This is a genomic window from Campylobacter concisus (genome assembly GCF_003048445.1).
Classification (GTDB): Bacteria; Campylobacterota; Campylobacteria; order Campylobacterales; family Campylobacteraceae; genus Campylobacter_A; species Campylobacter_A concisus_BF.
Genome location: NZ_PIQW01000009.1, coordinates 46,971 through 63,975 on the forward strand (window position 1 = coordinate 46,971; position 17,005 = coordinate 63,975).

A 17,005-nucleotide genomic window follows, 5' to 3' on the forward strand; every position below is an offset into this window, starting at 1 on the left:
TTTAAAGCAAAAACTTTTTAAAAAAATAAACGTAAAAAGATAAATTTAGAAAGAAAAGAGAGCCAGATAGGCTCCCTGGGGATTATTCAGCTACTAGCTCTATATAAGCCATCTCGGCTGCGTCGCCTCTTCGAACGCGAGTTTTGATGATCCTTGTATAGCCACCGTTGCGCTCTTTAAATTTTGGAGCTACTTCAGTAACTAGTTTATTTGTAGTCTCTTTGTCTTGCAAAGAAGCAAATACTGCTCTATGAGCGTTAGAGTCGCCCTTTCTAGCTCTTGTGATAAGCTTTTCAACATAGCTTCTAAGCTCTTTTGCTTTTGGTAAAGTTGTCTCTATCTTTTCGCTTTTGATGATAGCTATCGCTAAATTCTTAAGCAATGCAGATCTATGAGATGACGTTCTACCAAGTTTGCGATATCCGTGTTTATGTCTCATCTATTGTCCTTTTATTCTTTTGCACTCATTTGTGATTTTAGCTCGGTTATTTTCTTTCTGAGTTGCTCTTTGCTATCTTTTAACACATCGACACCAACTGGATAGCCTATCTCTTCCATAACCGCTTTTATCTCTTCAAGAGATTTTTTACCTAAATTTTTAAGCTCTTTAAGCTCATTTTCGTCCATCAACGCAAGCTCACCGATAAATCTAATATCGGCTTTGTCAAGGCAGTTAAAACTTCTAGCGCTTAAATTTAGATCTTCTACACTAGAAAGTAGCTTTGAGAACTCGCCGCTTGCACTTGAACTAGCAACTGGGGCGCTAACGTCAATATCTAAAATTCCTTTAAATACTGACATTTGTTGATACATAGCTTCTAAACAATTTTTAAAAGCTTCTACTGGACCAACTTGACCATCTGTTGTTATCGTAAATACGATCTTCTCGTAGTCTGGGTCATCTTCAACCAAGACGTTTTGTATCTCATAAACTGCTTTTTTAACAGGTGTAAAGAAAGCGTCTAGTGCGATATACTCGTCTTCGATCTCTTCTCTGATCTCTTCACTAGGAACATATCCGATACCTTTTTGGATGATAACTGAGAAATTTAACTCAGCATCTTCGTTGATGGTTGCAAGATATGCATCTGGATTAACGATCTCAACTAGGTCGTTATTTAGATCAGCTCCAGTTATCTCTTTTGGTCCTTTAAAGCTATACTCTATAACTTCACGCTCGCTGCCGCTTTTTAATTTAAATCTAATCTTCTTCAAATTTATAATAAAAAATGCCACGTCCTCAAGCATGCCACGCATACTATCAAATTCGTGACTAACGCCTTTTATCTTTACGCCGATAGGAGCAAAGCCTACTGTGCTTGTGTAAAGAAGACGGCGTAGTGGGTGAGCCAAAGTAACAGCATAACCTGCTTCAAAAGGATATGCTGTAATGTTAGCGACATTTTCGCTAACACTTTTAACTTCTATTTCAGTTGGCATATAAGCTGATGTAGTAATCTTTCTCATCTTTATACCCTCTATTATTTTGAGTAAAGCTCTACTATAAATCTTTCCTCAACAGGAATGATAACCTCTTCTCTTTCTGGATTTCTAGTGAAAATTCCAAATTTTTTCTCTTTTTCCACATCTACCCAAGCAACGATGCCAGTTTGAGCTGTAAGATCGATCGCGCGAACGATTTGTGGATTGTTTTTAGATTTCTCAGCAACTTCTACTTTAGAGCCTGGCTCTACTCTGTAAGATGGGATATCTACTCTCTTGCCATTTACTAAAATATGTCCGTGAGTTACAAGCTGGCGAGCAAAACGACGAGTCGTTGCAAAGCCCATTCTGTAAACAACATTGTCTAATCTCTGCTCTAGTAGTTGAACCAAAAGAGCACCAGTGTTGCCCTCGCGGCGTGCTGCTTCTTGGAACAATCTTCTAAATTGTTTCTCTGAAACACCATACATAAATTTAGCTTTTTGCTTCTCGCGAAGTTGTAAGCCATATTCACTTATTTTTGCTCTTCTTTGTCCGTGTTGTCCTGGTGCATAAGGTCTTTTTTCTAAAGCGCTTTTACCAGCAAGTCTTCTTTCGCCTTTTAACGCAAGAGACACACCAAGACGTCTTTCTAATTTTTCAACAGGTCCTGTATATCTAGCCATAATAATTTCTCCTAATTTTATCTAATTATACGCGGCGGCGTTTTGGCGGTCTGCAACCATTGTGTGGTAAAGGTGTGATGTCTTTGAAGAAAGTTACTTTTATGCCTTCAACACCACCTACACTCTTAACAGCCGTTTCACGTCCGCTACCTGGACCTTGAACCTTGATGCCAACTTCTTTAATGCCGTGTTCTTTTGCTTTATTTAAAGCATCTTCTACAGCTTGTTGAGCTGCATAAGGAGTTGATTTTTTACTACCCTTAAAGCCTAAGCCACCTGCACTACTCCATGCAATAGCATTTCCCATTTCATCAGTTACAGTTACCATAGTGTTGTTAAATGTTGCACTGATATAAACGATACCTTTGGCTATGCTTTTTCTAACTACTTTTTTCTTAACAATTTTTCTTTTCGCCATTTATTATCCTTTAACCCTTGCCTTACTTAGTAGCCGCACCGACAGTTTTACGTCTGCCTTTTCTGGTTCTAGCATTAGTTTTAGTCTTTTGACCACGAACAGGAAGACCCTTTCTATGGCGAAGACCTCTATAACTTCCAAGATCCATAAGAGCTTTGATATCCATAGCAACTTGTTTTCTTAAATCACCCTCAACGACGTGGTGCTCTTGAATTTCTTTACGGATAGCTGCCGCTTCGTCTTCGCTAAGCTCATAAACTCTCTTGTCGTAAGAAATTCCAGCTGCGTCAAGGATTTGACGAGATTTATAAAGACCTATACCATAGATATAAGTCAAACCATACTCGATTCTCTTTTTGTTTGGTAAATCTACACCTGCAATACGTGCCATGCCTTATCCTTGTCTTTGTTTATGTTTTGGATTTTCGCAGATAACACGAATTATGCCACTACGTTTGACAATTTTACATTTGTCACACATCTTCTTTACAGAAGGACGAACTTTCATTTTAGTCTCCTAAAAATTTATTCCACTTTTTTAGGGGCTGCATCAGGTCTAAAGAAATAATTTAAACCAACTATTTTCAAAATAAGTGGGGAACTTTGAAAATAATTCTTCATACAGCTTTTCGCAAAGCTTGGATTTTACCCAAAACCAGCTTTAAATTTACTTAGCATATTTGCCACAAAATCAAATTTACTTATATCTATAAGTGATCCTGCCCTTGTCTAGGCTATATGGCGTAAGTTCTACTTTTACGCGGTCGCCAGGCATTATCTTTATATAATGCATTCTCATCTTTCCGGCGATATGACATAAAATTATATGTTTGTTGTCAAGCTCAACTTTAAAAGTTGCATTTGGCAGTGCTTCAACAACATTTCCATCAATCTCAATGACATCGTCTTTTGCCACAAACTCTCCTTTCTTTAAATTTGCTATAAATTTTACGCTTGGCTTAAAATTTCGGCTTTGCCATTAACTATCGCCATGCAATGCTCATAATGGCTAGTTCTCAAACCATCTTTTGAGGTTACTTTCCAGTTATCGCTTCCTAAAACTGGCGTGCCATCTTTTTGGCAGATCATCGGCTCTATACAAAAAACCATTCCCTCTTTTATCTTTGGTCCAGCTTTTGGGTTGTTTCCTTCAAGATAGTTTGGAATTTCTGGCTCTTCATGTGGCCTTTTGCCTATGCCATGACCGCAATATCCGCGCAAAGGTACATATCCTCTACCAAGAATAAATTTCTCAAGCTCGTAGCTAATCTCTTTAAAATGCATACCAGCTCTTATAAAATCAATCGCAAAATAAAGCGCGTCTTTTGAGCAAGCGATCAAATCCTCGTCATCTTTTGAAATTTTACCAACCCCAAAAGTCCTAGCCGAATCGCCAAAATAACCATCTAAATTTGAGCCAATATCAACACTAACGATATCGCCCTCTTTTAGTTTGTATTCGTTTGGAATTCCGTGTATTACCACTTCATTGACGCTTATGCAAGCTGCATTTGGAAAGCCATAAAGCCCTTTAAAGGCAGGTTTTGCTCCAGCGGCTCTTATCATATCTTCGCAAATTTTATCTATCTCAAGAAGGGAAATTCCAGGTTTTATGATCGTAGAAACATGATCAAGTGTTCGAGCGACGATCTTGTTCGCCGCTCTCATTTTCTCTATCTCAGCTGGTCTTTTTAGCGTGATAGACATTTTATAGACCTACTGCACTTAGAGTTTGGTATTTGTTTGTATAAGACTGAGCTTCTATACGTCTCATAGTATCAAGTGCTACTGAAACCACGATAAGAACTGATGTACCACCAAAATAAAATGGTACGCCCATAGTCTTTACAAGTACCCAAGGTAGTGTTGAAATGATACCCAAGTACAAAGCACCACCTAAAGTTAGCCTGCCAGCTACTTCATTTAGATAGCTAGCTGTACTCTCACCTGGTCTAACACCTGGGATAAATCCGCCTTGTTTTTTCAAATTTTCACTTATATCTTTTGTGTTAAACACGATAGATGCGTAGAAAAACGCAAAGAAGATGATAAATAAAAATGTCAAAACGTTAAACATATAGCCATTTGGACTTAAAAAGTCGTTGATAGCCTGAATTACTGGATTTGTGCTAGCCTGTAAAATAGTACTTGGAAACATCAAAATCGCGCTAGCAAATATTGGTGGGATAACGCCACTTAAATTTACTTTGATCGGTATATAGTTCATTATACGCTTGTTTTGATTTTCCATTATCACTTTTCTTGAGTAAGAAATAGGGATACGTCTTTCGCCCATCTCGACAAAGATAATAGCACCAATGGTAGCTAGAATGATCACCAAAATAGCAATTACTGTTAGGAAATTCATCTCAGAAGTATTTACCAAATTTACAGTTCCGCCGATCGCACTAGGTATGCCAGAGACGATGCCCGCAAAGATGATAAGACTTATACCATTGCCTATACCGCGCTGCGTGATCTGCTCACCTATCCACATAAGTAGCATAGTGCCAGTTAGCATAGACACAGCAGAGATCGCGATAAATAAATTCATATCTATCATGATAGCTTGCTCGCCACCACGACCGCTTAAGCTTTGAAGTCCGATAGAGACGCCGATTGATTGTACAAGAGTGATAACGATGGTTGCATAACGTATGATTTGCATATATTTTTGCATACCGTCGCGCTCTTTTTTCATCTGACCTAACTTTGGAAATGTCGCTGCTAGAAGCTCCATGATGATCGAAGCTGTGATATAAGGCATGATACCTAGAGATATGATACTTAAACGCTCAGCGGCCTTACCACTAAACATATTAAATAGACCCAAGGCGTTGCTATTGTTTGAATTGAAAAATTCTTTAATTACGTCGACATTAACACCAGGAACTGGCACATAAGCCAGTATCCTGTATGCGAACAAAAATGCCAACGTGATCAAAATCTTGTTGGTCAGTGTTTTATCCATTATTTTGTTCCGCTAACGCTAACGTTCTCGTCTTTGATCTTTGAAGCAAGAGCTTTTGCGCTTGCACCGATTAGTTTTATCTTAGTAACGCTCTTTGAAATTTTATGAACGCTAGCTATTGTTGCGATTGAAATTTCCGCAAGCTCTTTTATAGCTGCGATCTTTTCAACATTGATAACATAAGGTTTTTCAAATTTAGAAGTAAAGCCTACCTTTGGAAGACGTCTTTGAAGTGGTTGTTGTCCGCCCTCAAAACCTCTTTTTTCATTGTAGCCTTTTCTCGCTCTTTGACCTTTATTACCTTTGCCAGCAGTTTTGCCATTGCCGCTGCCTTGACCACGACCTATTCTTTTAGTTGCATGAGTTGAACCTGCAGCAGGTGTTAATTTTTCTAATGCCATCTTAACTCCTTTCTCTTAGCTTTTTAGCAAACTAAGTGCTTTTATAGTAGCACGAACTACGTTTGCTGAGTTGTTTGAGCCAAGTGATTTAGTAAGGATATCCTTAATACCTGCAAGCTCGATAATAGGACGCGCACTACCACCAGCGATAACACCAGTACCTTCGCTAGCTGGACGAAGTAGCATTCTACTTGCGTTGTATTTTACCTCTACGTCGTGAGGGATAGTTGTGCCCTTGATCTTAACGTGGATAATATTTTTAAATGCGTCGTCAATCGCTTTTCTCATCGCATCTGGTACCTCTTTAGCTTTGCCATATCCAAAGCCAACTAGACCATTTCTATTACCTACAACAACTAAAGCTGTAAATCTAAATCTACGACCACCTTTAACAACCTTTGTAACCCGACCGATATCGACGATTACTTCTTCAAATTCTTCTCTATTATATTTTTCCATCGATTTTCCTTTGGGTTATAGCTTGATGCCATTTTCTCTTAAAGCTTCAGCAAATGCTGCGATAACGCCATGGTATAAATAACCATTTCTATCAAAAATTGCAACATCTATCTTCTTAGCTTTTAAAGCCTTAGCAAATTCTTTAGCTAAAGTGACCGCACCTTCTTTGTTTGCTTTTATGCCTATTTTTCTACCATCAACTGCAGCTAGTGTAGTAGCTGTAACGTCGTCAATCGCTTGAACATAAAGAGTTCTGTTTGATTTGAAAATAGAAACTCTTGGGCAAGTTGCAACACCAGAAATTTTACCTCTGATTCTTCTTTTTCTCTTAATTCTAAGAGCGATTTTTCTTTTTAGTACTTTTGCTGTCATTTACCGCTCCTTACTTCTTAGATGTCTTGCCCGCTTTGCGGATGATACGTTCTTCTAGATATTTAACGCCTTTGCCTTTGTATGGCTCAGGTGGTCTAAATCCTCTAACTTGAGCAGCCACTTGACCTACTACTTGTTTGTCGTCACCTTTGATAGTTATAACGTTTTTATCAACGCTAGCTTCAACACCTGCTGGTAGCTCATAGTTGATAAGGTGTGAAAAACCAAGAGAAAGCTCTAAAATTTTACCTTTTGCAGCTGCTTTGTAACCAACGCCGTTGATCTCAAGCTGGCGAGTAAAGCCATGAGTGATACCAGTTACGATGTTGTTAGCAAGTGCTCTATATGTTCCCCAGTAAGCTCTGCTTTGGCGATCTTCGCCCTTTGGAGCAAAAACTATATGACCATTTTCTATCTTGACATCAACGTGACCTTTTGTATCAAGCTCTTTTAAGTGATTGCCCTTTTTAAATTTTAGGACATTATTTTCAACACTAACGTCTACACCACTTGGGATAGCGATAGGCTGTTTTCCAATACGTGACATTTTTTTCCTTTACTTGTCTAGGGTGTTCCTACATTTACGAATAAACACCACAATGCCGTAAATTTGATCGTCAAATTTGACGAAACCTTCATTTGAATTTCTAAATTTAGCTTTGGCGAAATATAAAATTTCACCTAGCTAAAAAGAAATTTTAACCTTAAGTTATAAGGTCAAAATAGCGTTTTTAACGCAGTCTATTACCAAACGGTGCAAAGAACCTCGCCGCCAACGCCAGCTTTACTTGCCTCAATACCGCTCATAACGCCTTTGCTTGTGCTAACGATAACTGTTCCGTAACCATTTTTAAAACGCTTAATGTCGTCTTTGCCTTGATAAACACGGCGACCAGGTTTTGAAACCCTTTTAAGCTCATTTATAACGCTTCTGCCGTACTCATCATACTTTAAAACTACATTTATAAATTTCTTGTTACCTTCTTCGATAACGTTGTAGCTCTCGATATAGCCTTTTGCTGCAAGGATAGAAAGAGTAGCCTCAACAACCTTAGAATGAAGCAACTTAGCAGTCTCAAGTCTTCTCATACTTGCATTTCTAATGCGTGTTAATCCATCTGATATTAAATCGTTCAACATTTCTCTTCCTTACCAACTTGCTTTTTTAAGACCAGGTATTAGGCCTTCGTTAGCCATTTTTCTTAGGCAAACACGGCAAATTCCAAAATCTTTATAAACAGAGTGCGGACGACCGCAAATTTGGCATCTAGTATAGCCGCGAACCGCAAATTTTGGCTTGCGTGCAGCTTTTGCTATCATTGATTTCTTTGCCATTTTACTTTCCTTTTGCAAACGGCACACCAAATAGCTCTAGCAATTTGAATGCCTCTTTATCGTTTTTAGCCGTAGTAGCAATCGTAATATTCATACCATGAGTTCGTAAAATTTTATCATACTCAACCTCTGGAAACATTAGCTGCTCGCTAAGACCGAAGTTATAGTTTCCACGTCCATCAAAGCCATTTTTTGGAAGACCACGGAAGTCTTTAACTCTTGGAAGAGCAACGCTGATTAGCTTATCTAAGAAAGCATACATTTGCTCTTTTCTCAAAGTTACTTTGATACCAACAGGGAAACCTTCGCGAACTTTAAAGCCGGCAACTGATTTTTTAGCATCAGTGATAACCGCTTTTTGTCCAGCGATAAGTGAAATGGTATCAGCCATATTTTGAAGCACTTTCTGATCTTTCGCAGAGTCTCCAGCGCCTACACTGATCACGATCTTCTCGAGCGCAGGGATAAGCATTGGATTTTTGATGTCAAATTCTTTTACGAGAGCTGGCTTGATAGTTTCGTTAAATTTATCTTTTAATCTACTCATATCTCTTATCCTTCAACTTTCGCGACGTTTGATATGTCAATTGGCATCTCTTTATTTACGTGACCACCATTTGGAGTTTTTTCGCTTGGTTTGATAGCTTTTTTAGCTATTTTGCATCCCTCAACTATAACCTGACCTTTTTTTGCAAGAACTGCTAAAATTTTACCAGTCTTGCCTTTATCGTCACCAGCGATGATCTTAACAGTATCGCCTTTTTTGACTTTAAATTTTACATTAGCCATTATAAAACCTCCGGAGCTAGCGAAACAATCTTCATAAAGTTAGCATATCTAACTTCACGTCCAACTGGTCCAAAAATACGAGTGCCGACTGGCTCTTTTTTGCTATCAAGTATAACAGCTGCGTTCTCGTCAAAGCGGATTAGCGAACCATTATCTCTTTGAACCTCTCTTTTAGTTCTTACAACAACAGCTTTTACAACCTGTCCTTTTTTGATCTTGCCATTTGGAAGAGCTTTTTTAACAGAGCAAACTATGATATCGCCAAGTGTAGCGTATCTTCTTTTGCTGCCGCCAAGAACTTTTATACACATTAACTCTTTTGCGCCGCTGTTATCAGCAACTGCAAGTCTTGTAAAACTTTGAATCATTACTCAACTCCCTTTGCCAATACAGCTTTTAAGCGAAAATTCTTGCGAGCTGAAAGTGGTCTGCACTCAACTGCAACAACTGTATCGCCTGCTCTTGTCTCATTTTTCTCATCATGAACTAAATACTTTTTAAAGCGTTTTACAAATTTATGGTATCTTGGGTGCATAACGCGTCTTTCTACCAAAATAGTAGCTGTTTTATCTCCAGCTTTTTGTAAAACAACACCTTGAATTTCTCTTTTTAATGCCATTTTACGCCCCTTGTCTTGTTGCACTAATTGCAGTGTTGATCTGAGCTATCTCTTTGCGAACAGCACTAATCTCATTAGGGTTGCTTAACTGCATAGTTTTTAGCTTTTGTCTTAAAGTAAATAAAAGCACCTTTTTCTCTTTTAGCAACGCGTTTAATTCTGCAACGCTCTTATCTTTTAACTCAGTATATTTCATTTTCACTCTCTCGCGTTACAAATTTTGATTTGAAAGGAAGTTTGTGTAGAGCCAAAGTTAAAGCTTCACGAGCCAACTCTTCGTCAACACCAGCCATTTCAAATATTATACGACCAGGTTTAATGTTCATAACCCACTCTTCAACTCCTGCCTTACCTTTACCCATACGAGTTTGTAGAGGTTTTTTAGTAAGTGGCTTATCAGGGAAAACCCTAATCCAAATTTTAGCCTGTCTCTTTACGTGACGAGTTAGAGCTTGACGAGCAGCTTCTATTTGGCGTGAATTTACTCTACCAGCCTCAACAGCTTTAAGTGCAAATTCGCCAGTTGCTAAAGATGCTCCGCGAGTCGCATAACCACGGTTGCGACCTTTCATTTGCTTACGAAATTTCGTTCTTTTAGGCATCAACATAATTATTTACCTCTTCTTGCTCTACGTGTTTTCTTAGGTGCTTCTTCTTCAGTTTTCTCAGGTTGAACACCCTTTTGAAGAACCTCACCTTTAAAAATCCATACTTTAATACCTATGTTTCCATAAGTTGTATGAGCCTCAGCTACACCGTAATCTATCTTTGCTCTAAGAGTATGAAGCGGAACGCGACCTTCTAGATACCACTCGGTTCTTGCCATCTCAGCGCCACCTAAACGACCAGCAACTGAAATTTTGATACCTTTAGCGCCTGATTTTTGAGCACCTTGGATAACTTTTTTCATAGCACGTCTAAATGCGACACGCTTTTCAAGTTGCATAGCTACGTTTTCAGCAGCAAGTTGAGCTGAAGCTTGAGCTTTTCTTTCTTCTTTGATATTTACATTTACTTCTTTGCCGATAAGTTTGCTAACTTCGTTCTTTAGGTTTTCAACATCTTGGCCTTTTTTGCCGATGATGATACCAGGACGAGCTGCAACTACGGTTACACGAAGTTTTTTAGCCGTTCTTTCGATTAGAATTTGGCTAATTCCTGCATAGTAAAGTTTTTTCTTTAAAAATGCACGAATTTTGTAATCTTCACCGATATTTTCAGGAAGACTTTGTTTGGTTGGAAACCATCTAGATTCCCAGTTGCGGTTAATTCCTAGTCTAAGACCTATTGGATTTACTTTTTGTCCCATATTATGCTTCCTTCTTTTCAGGTTTAGATACTTCTACCATTACATGAGAAGTAGGTTTGCGAATTTTGCTCGCTGTTCCTCTTGCTCTTGGTCTAAATCTCTTTAATACAGGACCAGCGTCAACGCGGCAACTAGTTACTACAACTTCTTCTGGCTCAAATCCGCCATTTGCTACTGCTGAGCTAATAGCGTTTGCTATAAATTTAGCACCACGATTTGGCATAAATTGCAAGCTTGCAAGTGCTAGCTCGGCATTCATACCTTGAACTTCTCTTGCTATAAGTCTTGCTTTTGTAGGAGAAAGTCTTACGAATTTTATAATTGCTCTACTCATATTATCTCCCCTTACTTGCCGATTTTCTTTTGCACTGAGCCTTTGTGACCCTTAAATGTGCGTGTTGGAGCAAATTCGCCAAGTTTATAGCCTATATGATTTTCTGTAACATATACAGGAATAAAGCTCTTGCCATTATGAACGTTAAATGTTAGTCCAATCATTTCAGGTACAATCGTGCTACGTCTTGACCAAGTCTTGATTGGTTTGTTATCGTTTGCATTTTTTGCGGCAATAACTTTTTTCATTACATGATCATCTACGAAAGGACCTTTTTTGAGTGATCTTGCCATCTCTATTTTCCTTTCCTTCTTGAAATTATAAGCTTATCGCTAGCTTTTTTACGGCGAGTCTTAGCACCTTTAGTTGGTTTACCCCATGGAGTAACTGGGTGACGGCCTGAATTTTTCTTACCTTCACCACCGCCGTGTGGGTGATCAACTGGGTTCATAGCAGAACCACGTGTTTGTGGGCGGATACCGCGGTAGCGATTACGTCCAGCTTTACCTATAGTGATGTTAGCCCAGTCTTCGTTGCCTACTACACCGATACTTGCCATACACTCAGCTAGTACTTGTCTCATCTCGCCACTTGGCATTCTTAAGATAACATACTTCTCTTCTTTACCCATTAGCTGAGCATAACCACCAGCTGAACGAGCTATCTGAGCACCTTTACCAGGTTTTAGCTCAACGTTATGAACAATAGTACCAACTGGGATAAATCTTAATTTCATAGCGTTGCCTGGTTTAATATCTAGTGAGCCCTCATCGATAGATGCGATAACGTCGCCAACATTTAGTCCGTTTGGTCTAATGATATAGCGCTTTTCGCCATCTTTGTAAGCTATAAGAGCGATACGGCAGTTTCTGTTTGGATCGTACTCGATCGCTTCAACTTTACCTTCTATACCAAATTTGCGACGTTTAAAGTCGATGATACGATAAAGTTTTTTTGCACCTGCTTCTTTATGTCTTGAAGTTATACGACCATTGTTGTTTCTACCGCCAGTTGCAGGTAGTTTAACAAGCAAGCTTCTAACGCTTGGTTTAGCTGTTATATCTTCAGAGCTTAGTCCAGTCATATATCTACGACTAGGTGTATATGGTTTATATGATTTTATAGCCATCTTACGCCTCCGTATTTTCTAGGCTTACGCCTTCAGGTAACTTAACGTAGAATTTCTTTATCTCGTCACGTTGGCCTGCTCTTCCTCTAAAACGCTTAACCTTGCCGCTAATTCTAAGTGAATTTACGCGAACAGGCGTTACTCCAAAATACTCTTGTAAAACCGCTTTTAAGCTGTTTTTTGTAACTCTTGGTGAAGTTTGGATAACAACAACGCCTTGTTCTTGAAGGCCTAGAGTTTTTTCTGTATAAATAATTGTTTTGATATCAGTTATATCCGCCATTTTAGCCCTCTTTTGTTATAGTTTTTAGTGCAGCTTTTTCAATGATAACCGAACTAAATGTAGAGACAAGATAAGCATTTACCTCATTTGCATCTACTACATAGCAGTTTGCTAAATTTCTAAAAGCAAGTAGTGTTTTATCGTCTAGTAAATCTTTAACGATAAGTGCATCTTTTACTTTTAAATTTTTGATGATATTAGCTGCATCTTTTGTCTTTCCAGACTCGATTGAGATGCTATCTACTGCGAAAATTTTACCATCTTGTGCTTTTGCTGCCAAAGCGTACTCAAGAGCTAGTCTTTTTTGTTTTTTATTGACTTTTTGAAAATAGTTTTTCTCGTTTGTTGGACCAAATGCAACTGCACCGCCTACCCAAACGTTAGTTCTAGTTGAACCTGCTCTTGCACCACCACGTCCTTTTTGTCTCCATGGTTTTTTACCACCACCGCTTACAAAAGCACGGCTTTTAGTATGAGCCGTATTTGCTCTTATACCAGCAAGGTAAGATTTTACATAAAGATATAGGTTGTGCGGATTTACTTCAGCGTAGCTTGCAGGAAGCTCTAACTCGCCTGAATTTTCAAATTTATCGTTTAATACGTGAATTTTACTCATTTTACAATCCTTATTTTACCCATTGCACCATTGTGACCAGGAACGCAACCTTTTACAACTACGATGCCATTTTGAGCGTCAAAGCTTATTAGCTCGTTTTTAACAGTAACTTTCTCATTGCCCATGTGTCCTGCCATTTTCATACCTGGTTGAACACGACCTGGCCATTCGCAGTTACCAATTGAACCGTGGCGTCTGTGGAAACGTGAGCCGTGGCTTTTTGGACCACCACCGAAACCATGTCTTTTTACCACACCTTGGTAGCCTCTACCTTTTGAGTTAAAGCTAACTTTTAAAATTTTAGCCTCATTTAATGGTGTAAAGTCTAGGTTTCCAACTTCGCTATTAGCTACTTCAAGCGTAGCAAATTTGTTAAATTCTGCAGTCAGATTGTATTTCTTTTGCTGACCAGCGATAGCTTTGTTGTTTGCTTTAGTGTGGGCATACGCTACGATAGCACGTTTGTTTTCGTCGATCTCACATACTTTAGCCTCAACTAGCTTAAGTAGTGTAACTGGCGTACTCTTCGTGGCAATCGTTCTACTCATGCCTATTTTTTCTACAATATATTCCATACTCTTATCCTTTTGTCCGCTTATTTCATCGCACGAACTTCGACATTAACTTCTGGAGCTAGGTCGAGTTTTGTTAGGCTATCTACAGTTTCTGGAGTAGCAGCTACGATGTCAAGCATACGAGCGTGTATTCTCATCTCAAACTGCTCACGTGAGTCTTTGTTGATGTGTGGAGATTTTAAGACTGTATAGCGTTTGATCTTTGTAGGCATTGGTACCGGGCCACGAACGTCGGCACCTGTTCGTTTGACAGCTTCTACGATTGCTGCAACAGTGCGGTCTAGAACTCTATGGTCGTAAGCTTTTAGCTTTAACCTGATTCTTTCCATGTGTTTTCCTTTAAAAAGAACTTGTCGCAAACTCGCGACCTCTTTACATCAAAATAACTCGCATAGGATCAAGCGATCGTACGAGCAAGACATAGGTCTTTCGTAAAGAGATAGGGATTTTACAAAAAAGCTATTATAGTTGTCAAGAAAAACGCTATTTTTTGTTGAATTTTGATTAATTATTTCCTTTTTATAAGGAAGGTATCTTGTAAATGGAGAATTTATTTTTCAAAAATTTTATAAATTTCTAGTATAAATTTTTATTTTTTATTTCTAAATTTTGTTTATTTTTTAAAATTTAACACAATATTTTCCTTTTTAAAAGGAAGTGGCTATAATTTCAAAAAGCCAAAAAGGTCAAATTTGAAAAGTTTAGAAACGCTCTATCAAGCACCCATTAAAAATACTAAATTTATCCCCAGAAAATATGAGATCATCTCGCCAAAGACGCTTATCATTGGTGCTATTTCAAGTGGCAAAACAGCCCTTGTTTATGAGTTTTTGAGCCATTACAAGAGCGAGGAGAGGCTTTATATAAATTTAGACGATCTAAGGATAAATAGAGCCTTGCTTTTAGCAAATTTAAAAGAGTTTTTAGAAAAAAATGCCCAGATAAAGGTGCTTGCAGTTGAAAATTTACAAGCCGCTGATCTCATAAATTTAAGCTTTTTAAAGGACGCTGCACTTGAGAATATCATCCTTACAAGCAAGGAATTTTCACTCTCGCTTGAGGGCTTTGTGCGTATAAATTTAAACTATCTTGACTACGAGGAATTTATACTATTTTTTAAGAAAAATTTAGACCAAGACCTGCTTTTTAGCTATTTTTTAGCTCACGGCAACGAGATAGCAAGTGCCTTTTTGGACTCCAGCGAGGTCACAGCTCACTTGCAGCAGCTCTTAAGAGCAAATTTAAACGAGCAAAGCATCGCTATCTTAAAAGAGTGCGCAATAAAATGCCACGACACGATAAGTGCCTTTGGGATTTATAAAAACCTAAAAGAGCAGATGAAAATTTCAAAAGATAGCGTTTATAGCGCGATAAATTTGCTAAATGAAAGTGGATACGTGGAGTTTGTGCCAAATTTAGATGAGAGTAGCACGAGTAAGAAAATTTACTTTACAAATTTCGCACTTCGTAATGCTTTGTGCCTAAAAAAGGACTTTCTCGCTGTCTTTGCAAATGTCGTTTTTTGTGAGCTACTTAAATTTAAAGATGAAATTTACTACACAAAAGAGATCGATTTTTTCCTTGCCAAAAAGAAGCTTGGGATCATCTGCGTGCCATTTTCTGCGCCTGAGATCGTCTTTTTGAAATTTAAAAAACTCCACGCAAGCCTAAAAGAGCTAGGTGTTAGCAAACTTCAAATAATCAGCGTCGCAAACCAAGCCGAACAAAGCATCGAAGGGATAAAGTGCGAGATCTTGCCATTTTCTAGGTGGAGCCTAGGTTTATAAATTTAAACTCTTTGTTTGATTATCATTTTAAAAGTCTAGAGATAAAATAGTTATAATCAAAAAAACTATAAAGGACGGACATGAGAGCATTTTTTGGGATCTTATTCATCGCTGCAAGCCTTTTTGGCTATGAGATAAACCACGAAAACTGGGCTAAATTTTATAAATTTAGTGGCGATGCAAATGGTGTGAAATTTGAAGTTTATATGAACTATTTTAAAGATGAATTTGAAAATTTCAAACAAACCAAGAGCTTTAAGGTCCCTCCTAAGATAAGCGGCCACATCTTTTTTGACGGCACAAAATACGACTACGAGAAGGGCTCTTTTGAGCAAAATGGCAGTGAAATTTCATCACTAAATGCGGTCTCAGACAAGATAAATTTAGACGTTAAAAACGAAAATGGCGAGCTAAAAGGCAAGATAATCGTCAAAAACAAAGCCTACAACGCCACCGTAAAAGAAGAAAAAGAGTATGAGATCCTAAATATCGGCATCCAAATGACCGAGGCAAACGGCACGAGATATGAGGCGATCACTAACGATATCTTCGCTAAAGACTCAGCCAAAAAGTATAAAAACAAGCTTCTTGCAGAGTTTTACGACCTAAAAAGCGAGCGAAAAAAGTGGCCAAATAGCCAGTATGAGAGCTTAAAAGATATCTACTACATCAACGATAAGATCAAGAGCGTTTGCACCTATAAAAATGAAAAAACAAACTGCGAGGTGATCTCGCTTGCGACAAACAAAAAACTAAAGCTAAAGCAAATTTTTAAAGATATAAACGACAGCCACCTAAAAGCGATCCTTGCAAATGCTGGCGTGAGCGACAACTTCGTGCTTTCGCCACTTGGACTTACATTTTTAAATGAGGAGCAAATCAGCGTGCCACTTGATGAGCTAAGACCTTACTTTAGCGATGAAGTCGGACTGTAATGGCTAAAATTTGCGGTATCGACGAGGCTGGACGTGGGGCGCTGGCTGGGCCACTAAGCGTGGCTGCTTGCGTGCTAAATAGTGAAATTTCTGGACTAAACGACTCCAAAAAACTAACCGCAAAAAGGCGCGAAGAGCTCTTTAAAGAGATCACAAAAAGCTCAAATTTTCTAATCGCCTACTTCTCAAACGCCCAGATAGACGAGCTGGGACTAAGTGAGTGCCTAAGGCGTGCGCTCAAACTTTTCAAGGCGCATTTTGAGGGCTTTGAGATCATCTATGACGGGAATTTAGACTACGGCGTTGGCATCACGACGATGATAAAGGCCGACGGCAAGGTCGCTGGGGTAAGTGCTGCTAGCATATTAGCAAAAGTAAGCCGCGACCGCTTGATGAGTGGTTGGGATAAAATTTACCCAGCATACGGCTTTGCAGGGCACAAAGGATATGGCACGAAGTCGCACCTAGATGCGATAGCTAAATTTGGCTACTCAGACTTTCATAGAAAAAGCTTTGTCATAAAGCCAAAACTCACGCAAGGCTCGCTATTTTAGCTGCGTATTTC

At 38.6% G+C, this 17,005-nt stretch carries 32 protein-coding genes; 3 read left to right on the plus strand and 29 right to left on the minus strand.

Annotation, left to right across the window (positions count from 1 at the left end):
- Positions 1 to 82 precede the first annotated feature (82 nt).
- The 29 genes from rplQ to rpsJ form a co-directional block, all read right to left on the minus strand.
- Complete coding sequence (gene rplQ / locus CVT14_RS06620; RefSeq protein ID WP_002941584.1) at positions 83 to 439, minus strand: 50S ribosomal protein L17; 357 nt, start codon at positions 437 to 439, stop codon at positions 83 to 85.
- A gap of 11 nt (positions 440 to 450) precedes the next feature.
- The gene (locus CVT14_RS06625) at positions 451 to 1,467 is read right to left on the minus strand and encodes a DNA-directed RNA polymerase subunit alpha (RefSeq protein ID WP_002941564.1); all 1,017 of its coding nucleotides are present in this window, start codon (positions 1,465 to 1,467) and stop codon (positions 451 to 453) included.
- Positions 1,468 to 1,481: 14 nt separating this feature from the next.
- Positions 1,482 to 2,108 (minus strand): 30S ribosomal protein S4, encoded by a 627-nt coding sequence (gene rpsD / locus CVT14_RS06630; RefSeq protein WP_002941501.1) that lies wholly within the window; start codon positions 2,106 to 2,108, stop codon positions 1,482 to 1,484.
- Between the two features lie 25 nt (positions 2,109 to 2,133).
- Entirely contained in the window at positions 2,134 to 2,526 is a 393-nt protein-coding gene (gene rpsK, locus CVT14_RS06635) for a 30S ribosomal protein S11 (protein WP_002941551.1), read from the minus strand.
- A 22-nt stretch (positions 2,527 to 2,548) separates the two neighbouring features.
- Positions 2,549 to 2,917, minus strand: coding sequence for a 30S ribosomal protein S13 (gene rpsM / locus CVT14_RS06640; protein WP_012140556.1), 369 nt, complete (start codon positions 2,915 to 2,917; stop codon positions 2,549 to 2,551).
- Between the two features lie 3 nt (positions 2,918 to 2,920).
- On the minus strand, positions 2,921 to 3,034 hold the full coding sequence (gene rpmJ / locus CVT14_RS06645; protein WP_002941545.1) for a 50S ribosomal protein L36: 114 nt from the start codon (positions 3,032 to 3,034) through the stop codon (positions 2,921 to 2,923).
- A 189-nt stretch (positions 3,035 to 3,223) separates the two neighbouring features.
- Entirely contained in the window at positions 3,224 to 3,442 is a 219-nt protein-coding gene (gene infA / locus CVT14_RS06650) for a translation initiation factor IF-1 (protein WP_002848031.1), read from the minus strand.
- Positions 3,443 to 3,474: 32 nt separating this feature from the next.
- Complete coding sequence (map, locus tag CVT14_RS06655; protein ID WP_021089278.1) at positions 3,475 to 4,233, minus strand: type I methionyl aminopeptidase; 759 nt, start codon at positions 4,231 to 4,233, stop codon at positions 3,475 to 3,477.
- A 1-nt stretch (position 4,234) separates the two neighbouring features.
- Positions 4,235 to 5,497: a preprotein translocase subunit SecY gene (gene secY / locus CVT14_RS06660; RefSeq protein ID WP_009295263.1), complete on the minus strand. Its 1,263-nt coding sequence runs from the start codon at positions 5,495 to 5,497 to the stop codon at positions 4,235 to 4,237.
- Positions 5,497 to 5,898, minus strand: a complete 402-nt coding sequence (rplO, locus tag CVT14_RS06665; protein WP_021089212.1) for a 50S ribosomal protein L15 — start codon at positions 5,896 to 5,898, stop codon at positions 5,497 to 5,499. The genes secY and rplO overlap by 1 nt, the downstream gene beginning before the upstream one ends.
- A 15-nt stretch (positions 5,899 to 5,913) precedes the next feature.
- Positions 5,914 to 6,357: a 30S ribosomal protein S5 gene (rpsE, locus tag CVT14_RS06670; protein WP_002941646.1), complete on the minus strand. Its 444-nt coding sequence runs from the start codon at positions 6,355 to 6,357 to the stop codon at positions 5,914 to 5,916.
- 15 nt (positions 6,358 to 6,372) lie between these two features.
- Positions 6,373 to 6,729 (minus strand): 50S ribosomal protein L18, encoded by a 357-nt coding sequence (gene rplR / locus CVT14_RS06675; RefSeq protein WP_002941658.1) that lies wholly within the window; start codon positions 6,727 to 6,729, stop codon positions 6,373 to 6,375.
- Between the two features lie 10 nt (positions 6,730 to 6,739).
- On the minus strand, positions 6,740 to 7,276 hold the full coding sequence (rplF, locus tag CVT14_RS06680) for a 50S ribosomal protein L6 (protein ID WP_002941606.1): 537 nt from the start codon (positions 7,274 to 7,276) through the stop codon (positions 6,740 to 6,742).
- A 197-nt stretch (positions 7,277 to 7,473) separates the two neighbouring features.
- Entirely contained in the window at positions 7,474 to 7,869 is a 396-nt protein-coding gene (gene rpsH, locus CVT14_RS06685; RefSeq protein ID WP_035169968.1) for a 30S ribosomal protein S8, read from the minus strand.
- A gap of 9 nt (positions 7,870 to 7,878) precedes the next feature.
- Complete coding sequence (locus CVT14_RS06690) at positions 7,879 to 8,064, minus strand: type Z 30S ribosomal protein S14 (RefSeq protein WP_002941532.1); 186 nt, start codon at positions 8,062 to 8,064, stop codon at positions 7,879 to 7,881.
- Position 8,065: 1 nt separating this feature from the next.
- A complete protein-coding gene (gene rplE, locus CVT14_RS06695) occupies positions 8,066 to 8,611 on the minus strand; it encodes a 50S ribosomal protein L5 (protein ID WP_002941643.1) in 546 nt (181 codons plus the stop codon).
- 5 nt (positions 8,612 to 8,616) lie between these two features.
- Complete coding sequence (gene rplX / locus CVT14_RS06700) at positions 8,617 to 8,853, minus strand: 50S ribosomal protein L24 (RefSeq protein ID WP_002941666.1); 237 nt, start codon at positions 8,851 to 8,853, stop codon at positions 8,617 to 8,619.
- The gene (gene rplN / locus CVT14_RS06705; protein WP_002941516.1) at positions 8,853 to 9,221 is read right to left on the minus strand and encodes a 50S ribosomal protein L14; all 369 of its coding nucleotides are present in this window, start codon (positions 9,219 to 9,221) and stop codon (positions 8,853 to 8,855) included. Before rplN ends, rplX begins: the two co-directional genes overlap by 1 nt.
- A complete protein-coding gene (gene rpsQ, locus CVT14_RS06710) occupies positions 9,221 to 9,472 on the minus strand; it encodes a 30S ribosomal protein S17 (protein WP_002941511.1) in 252 nt (83 codons plus the stop codon). The genes rplN and rpsQ overlap by 1 nt, the downstream gene beginning before the upstream one ends.
- A 1-nt stretch (position 9,473) precedes the next feature.
- A complete protein-coding gene (rpmC, locus tag CVT14_RS06715) occupies positions 9,474 to 9,668 on the minus strand; it encodes a 50S ribosomal protein L29 (protein ID WP_002941625.1) in 195 nt (64 codons plus the stop codon).
- Positions 9,655 to 10,080, minus strand: a complete 426-nt coding sequence (gene rplP, locus CVT14_RS06720; RefSeq protein WP_002941572.1) for a 50S ribosomal protein L16 — start codon at positions 10,078 to 10,080, stop codon at positions 9,655 to 9,657. Before rplP ends, rpmC begins: the two co-directional genes overlap by 14 nt.
- A gap of 2 nt (positions 10,081 to 10,082) precedes the next feature.
- On the minus strand, positions 10,083 to 10,781 hold the full coding sequence (gene rpsC / locus CVT14_RS06725; RefSeq protein WP_002941650.1) for a 30S ribosomal protein S3: 699 nt from the start codon (positions 10,779 to 10,781) through the stop codon (positions 10,083 to 10,085).
- A gap of 1 nt (position 10,782) precedes the next feature.
- Positions 10,783 to 11,115 (minus strand): 50S ribosomal protein L22, encoded by a 333-nt coding sequence (gene rplV / locus CVT14_RS06730; protein ID WP_002941544.1) that lies wholly within the window; start codon positions 11,113 to 11,115, stop codon positions 10,783 to 10,785.
- Between the two features lie 11 nt (positions 11,116 to 11,126).
- Positions 11,127 to 11,408, minus strand: coding sequence for a 30S ribosomal protein S19 (gene rpsS, locus CVT14_RS06735; protein ID WP_002941639.1), 282 nt, complete (start codon positions 11,406 to 11,408; stop codon positions 11,127 to 11,129).
- A gap of 2 nt (positions 11,409 to 11,410) precedes the next feature.
- Positions 11,411 to 12,244: a 50S ribosomal protein L2 gene (rplB, locus tag CVT14_RS06740; protein ID WP_002941522.1), complete on the minus strand. Its 834-nt coding sequence runs from the start codon at positions 12,242 to 12,244 to the stop codon at positions 11,411 to 11,413.
- A 1-nt stretch (position 12,245) separates the two neighbouring features.
- Positions 12,246 to 12,527 (minus strand): 50S ribosomal protein L23, encoded by a 282-nt coding sequence (locus tag CVT14_RS06745; RefSeq protein ID WP_002941535.1) that lies wholly within the window; start codon positions 12,525 to 12,527, stop codon positions 12,246 to 12,248.
- Position 12,528: 1 nt separating this feature from the next.
- Positions 12,529 to 13,143 (minus strand): 50S ribosomal protein L4, encoded by a 615-nt coding sequence (gene rplD, locus CVT14_RS06750; RefSeq protein ID WP_021089209.1) that lies wholly within the window; start codon positions 13,141 to 13,143, stop codon positions 12,529 to 12,531.
- Positions 13,140 to 13,718: a 50S ribosomal protein L3 gene (gene rplC, locus CVT14_RS06755; RefSeq protein ID WP_002941563.1), complete on the minus strand. Its 579-nt coding sequence runs from the start codon at positions 13,716 to 13,718 to the stop codon at positions 13,140 to 13,142. Before rplC ends, rplD begins: the two co-directional genes overlap by 4 nt.
- Before the next feature lie 20 nt (positions 13,719 to 13,738).
- Complete coding sequence (gene rpsJ, locus CVT14_RS06760; RefSeq protein WP_009295257.1) at positions 13,739 to 14,047, minus strand: 30S ribosomal protein S10; 309 nt, start codon at positions 14,045 to 14,047, stop codon at positions 13,739 to 13,741.
- A gap of 363 nt (positions 14,048 to 14,410) precedes the next feature.
- Between rpsJ and CVT14_RS06765 the strand changes: the two genes are divergently transcribed.
- The 3 genes from CVT14_RS06765 to CVT14_RS06775 all read left to right on the plus strand — a co-directional run bounded on the left by CVT14_RS06765 (position 14,411) and on the right by CVT14_RS06775 (position 16,994).
- On the plus strand, positions 14,411 to 15,505 hold the full coding sequence (locus CVT14_RS06765; protein ID WP_021089213.1) for an ATP-binding protein: 1,095 nt from the start codon (positions 14,411 to 14,413) through the stop codon (positions 15,503 to 15,505).
- Positions 15,506 to 15,585: 80 nt separating this feature from the next.
- A complete protein-coding gene (locus tag CVT14_RS06770) occupies positions 15,586 to 16,440 on the plus strand; it encodes an S-adenosylmethionine tRNA ribosyltransferase (RefSeq protein ID WP_107849983.1) in 855 nt (284 codons plus the stop codon).
- Positions 16,440 to 16,994 carry a ribonuclease HII gene (locus CVT14_RS06775; protein ID WP_021089239.1) on the plus strand — a complete coding sequence of 185 codons (555 nt, stop codon included), beginning with the start codon at positions 16,440 to 16,442 and terminating at the stop codon, positions 16,992 to 16,994. Before CVT14_RS06770 ends, CVT14_RS06775 begins: the two co-directional genes overlap by 1 nt.
- Positions 16,995 to 17,005: the final 11 nt, after the last annotated feature.

Excerpts from the sequence above, each read along its gene's own strand:
- secY (WP_009295263.1), bottom strand. The coding sequence starts at position 5,497 with ATGGATAAAACACTGACCAACAAGATTTTGATCACGTTGGCATTTTTG.
- rpsJ (WP_009295257.1), bottom strand. The coding sequence starts at position 14,047 with ATGGAAAGAATCAGGTTAAAGCTAAAAGCTTACGACCATAGAGTTCTA.
- rpmC (WP_002941625.1), bottom strand. The coding sequence starts at position 9,668 with ATGAAATATACTGAGTTAAAAGATAAGAGCGTTGCAGAATTAAACGCG.
- rplV (WP_002941544.1), bottom strand. The coding sequence starts at position 11,115 with ATGAGTAGAGCAATTATAAAATTCGTAAGACTTTCTCCTACAAAAGCA.
- CVT14_RS06690 (WP_002941532.1), bottom strand. The coding sequence starts at position 8,064 with ATGGCAAAGAAATCAATGATAGCAAAAGCTGCACGCAAGCCAAAATTT.
- rplB (WP_002941522.1), bottom strand. The coding sequence starts at position 12,244 with ATGGCTATAAAATCATATAAACCATATACACCTAGTCGTAGATATATG.
- rplX (WP_002941666.1), bottom strand. The coding sequence starts at position 8,853 with ATGGCTAATGTAAAATTTAAAGTCAAAAAAGGCGATACTGTTAAGATC.
- CVT14_RS06625 (WP_002941564.1), bottom strand. The coding sequence starts at position 1,467 with ATGAGAAAGATTACTACATCAGCTTATATGCCAACTGAAATAGAAGTT.
- CVT14_RS06775 (WP_021089239.1), top strand. The coding sequence starts at position 16,440 with ATGGCTAAAATTTGCGGTATCGACGAGGCTGGACGTGGGGCGCTGGCT.
- rpsQ (WP_002941511.1), bottom strand. The coding sequence starts at position 9,472 with ATGGCATTAAAAAGAGAAATTCAAGGTGTTGTTTTACAAAAAGCTGGA.
- rpsK (WP_002941551.1), bottom strand. The coding sequence starts at position 2,526 with ATGGCGAAAAGAAAAATTGTTAAGAAAAAAGTAGTTAGAAAAAGCATA.
- rpsE (WP_002941646.1), bottom strand. The coding sequence starts at position 6,357 with ATGGAAAAATATAATAGAGAAGAATTTGAAGAAGTAATCGTCGATATC.
- rplN (WP_002941516.1), bottom strand. The coding sequence starts at position 9,221 with ATGATTCAAAGTTTTACAAGACTTGCAGTTGCTGATAACAGCGGCGCA.
- rpmJ (WP_002941545.1), bottom strand. The coding sequence starts at position 3,034 with ATGAAAGTTCGTCCTTCTGTAAAGAAGATGTGTGACAAATGTAAAATT.
- CVT14_RS06745 (WP_002941535.1), bottom strand. The coding sequence starts at position 12,527 with ATGGCGGATATAACTGATATCAAAACAATTATTTATACAGAAAAAACT.
- rplO (WP_021089212.1), bottom strand. The coding sequence starts at position 5,898 with ATGGCATTAGAAAAATTAACACCTGCTGCAGGTTCAACTCATGCAACT.
- map (WP_021089278.1), bottom strand. The coding sequence starts at position 4,233 with ATGTCTATCACGCTAAAAAGACCAGCTGAGATAGAGAAAATGAGAGCG.
- rplQ (WP_002941584.1), bottom strand. The coding sequence starts at position 439 with ATGAGACATAAACACGGATATCGCAAACTTGGTAGAACGTCATCTCAT.
- rpsM (WP_012140556.1), bottom strand. The coding sequence starts at position 2,917 with ATGGCACGTATTGCAGGTGTAGATTTACCAAACAAAAAGAGAATCGAG.
- rplE (WP_002941643.1), bottom strand. The coding sequence starts at position 8,611 with ATGAGTAGATTAAAAGATAAATTTAACGAAACTATCAAGCCAGCTCTC.
- rplD (WP_021089209.1), bottom strand. The coding sequence starts at position 13,143 with ATGAGTAAAATTCACGTATTAAACGATAAATTTGAAAATTCAGGCGAG.
- rpsS (WP_002941639.1), bottom strand. The coding sequence starts at position 11,408 with ATGGCAAGATCACTCAAAAAAGGTCCTTTCGTAGATGATCATGTAATG.
- rplP (WP_002941572.1), bottom strand. The coding sequence starts at position 10,080 with ATGTTGATGCCTAAAAGAACGAAATTTCGTAAGCAAATGAAAGGTCGC.
- rplR (WP_002941658.1), bottom strand. The coding sequence starts at position 6,729 with ATGACAGCAAAAGTACTAAAAAGAAAAATCGCTCTTAGAATTAAGAGA.
- rpsH (WP_035169968.1), bottom strand. The coding sequence starts at position 7,869 with ATGTTGAACGATTTAATATCAGATGGATTAACACGCATTAGAAATGCA.
- rplF (WP_002941606.1), bottom strand. The coding sequence starts at position 7,276 with ATGTCACGTATTGGAAAACAGCCTATCGCTATCCCAAGTGGTGTAGAC.
- rplC (WP_002941563.1), bottom strand. The coding sequence starts at position 13,718 with ATGGAATATATTGTAGAAAAAATAGGCATGAGTAGAACGATTGCCACG.
- rpsC (WP_002941650.1), bottom strand. The coding sequence starts at position 10,781 with ATGGGACAAAAAGTAAATCCAATAGGTCTTAGACTAGGAATTAACCGC.
- rpsD (WP_002941501.1), bottom strand. The coding sequence starts at position 2,108 with ATGGCTAGATATACAGGACCTGTTGAAAAATTAGAAAGACGTCTTGGT.
- CVT14_RS06770 (WP_107849983.1), top strand. The coding sequence starts at position 15,586 with ATGAGAGCATTTTTTGGGATCTTATTCATCGCTGCAAGCCTTTTTGGC.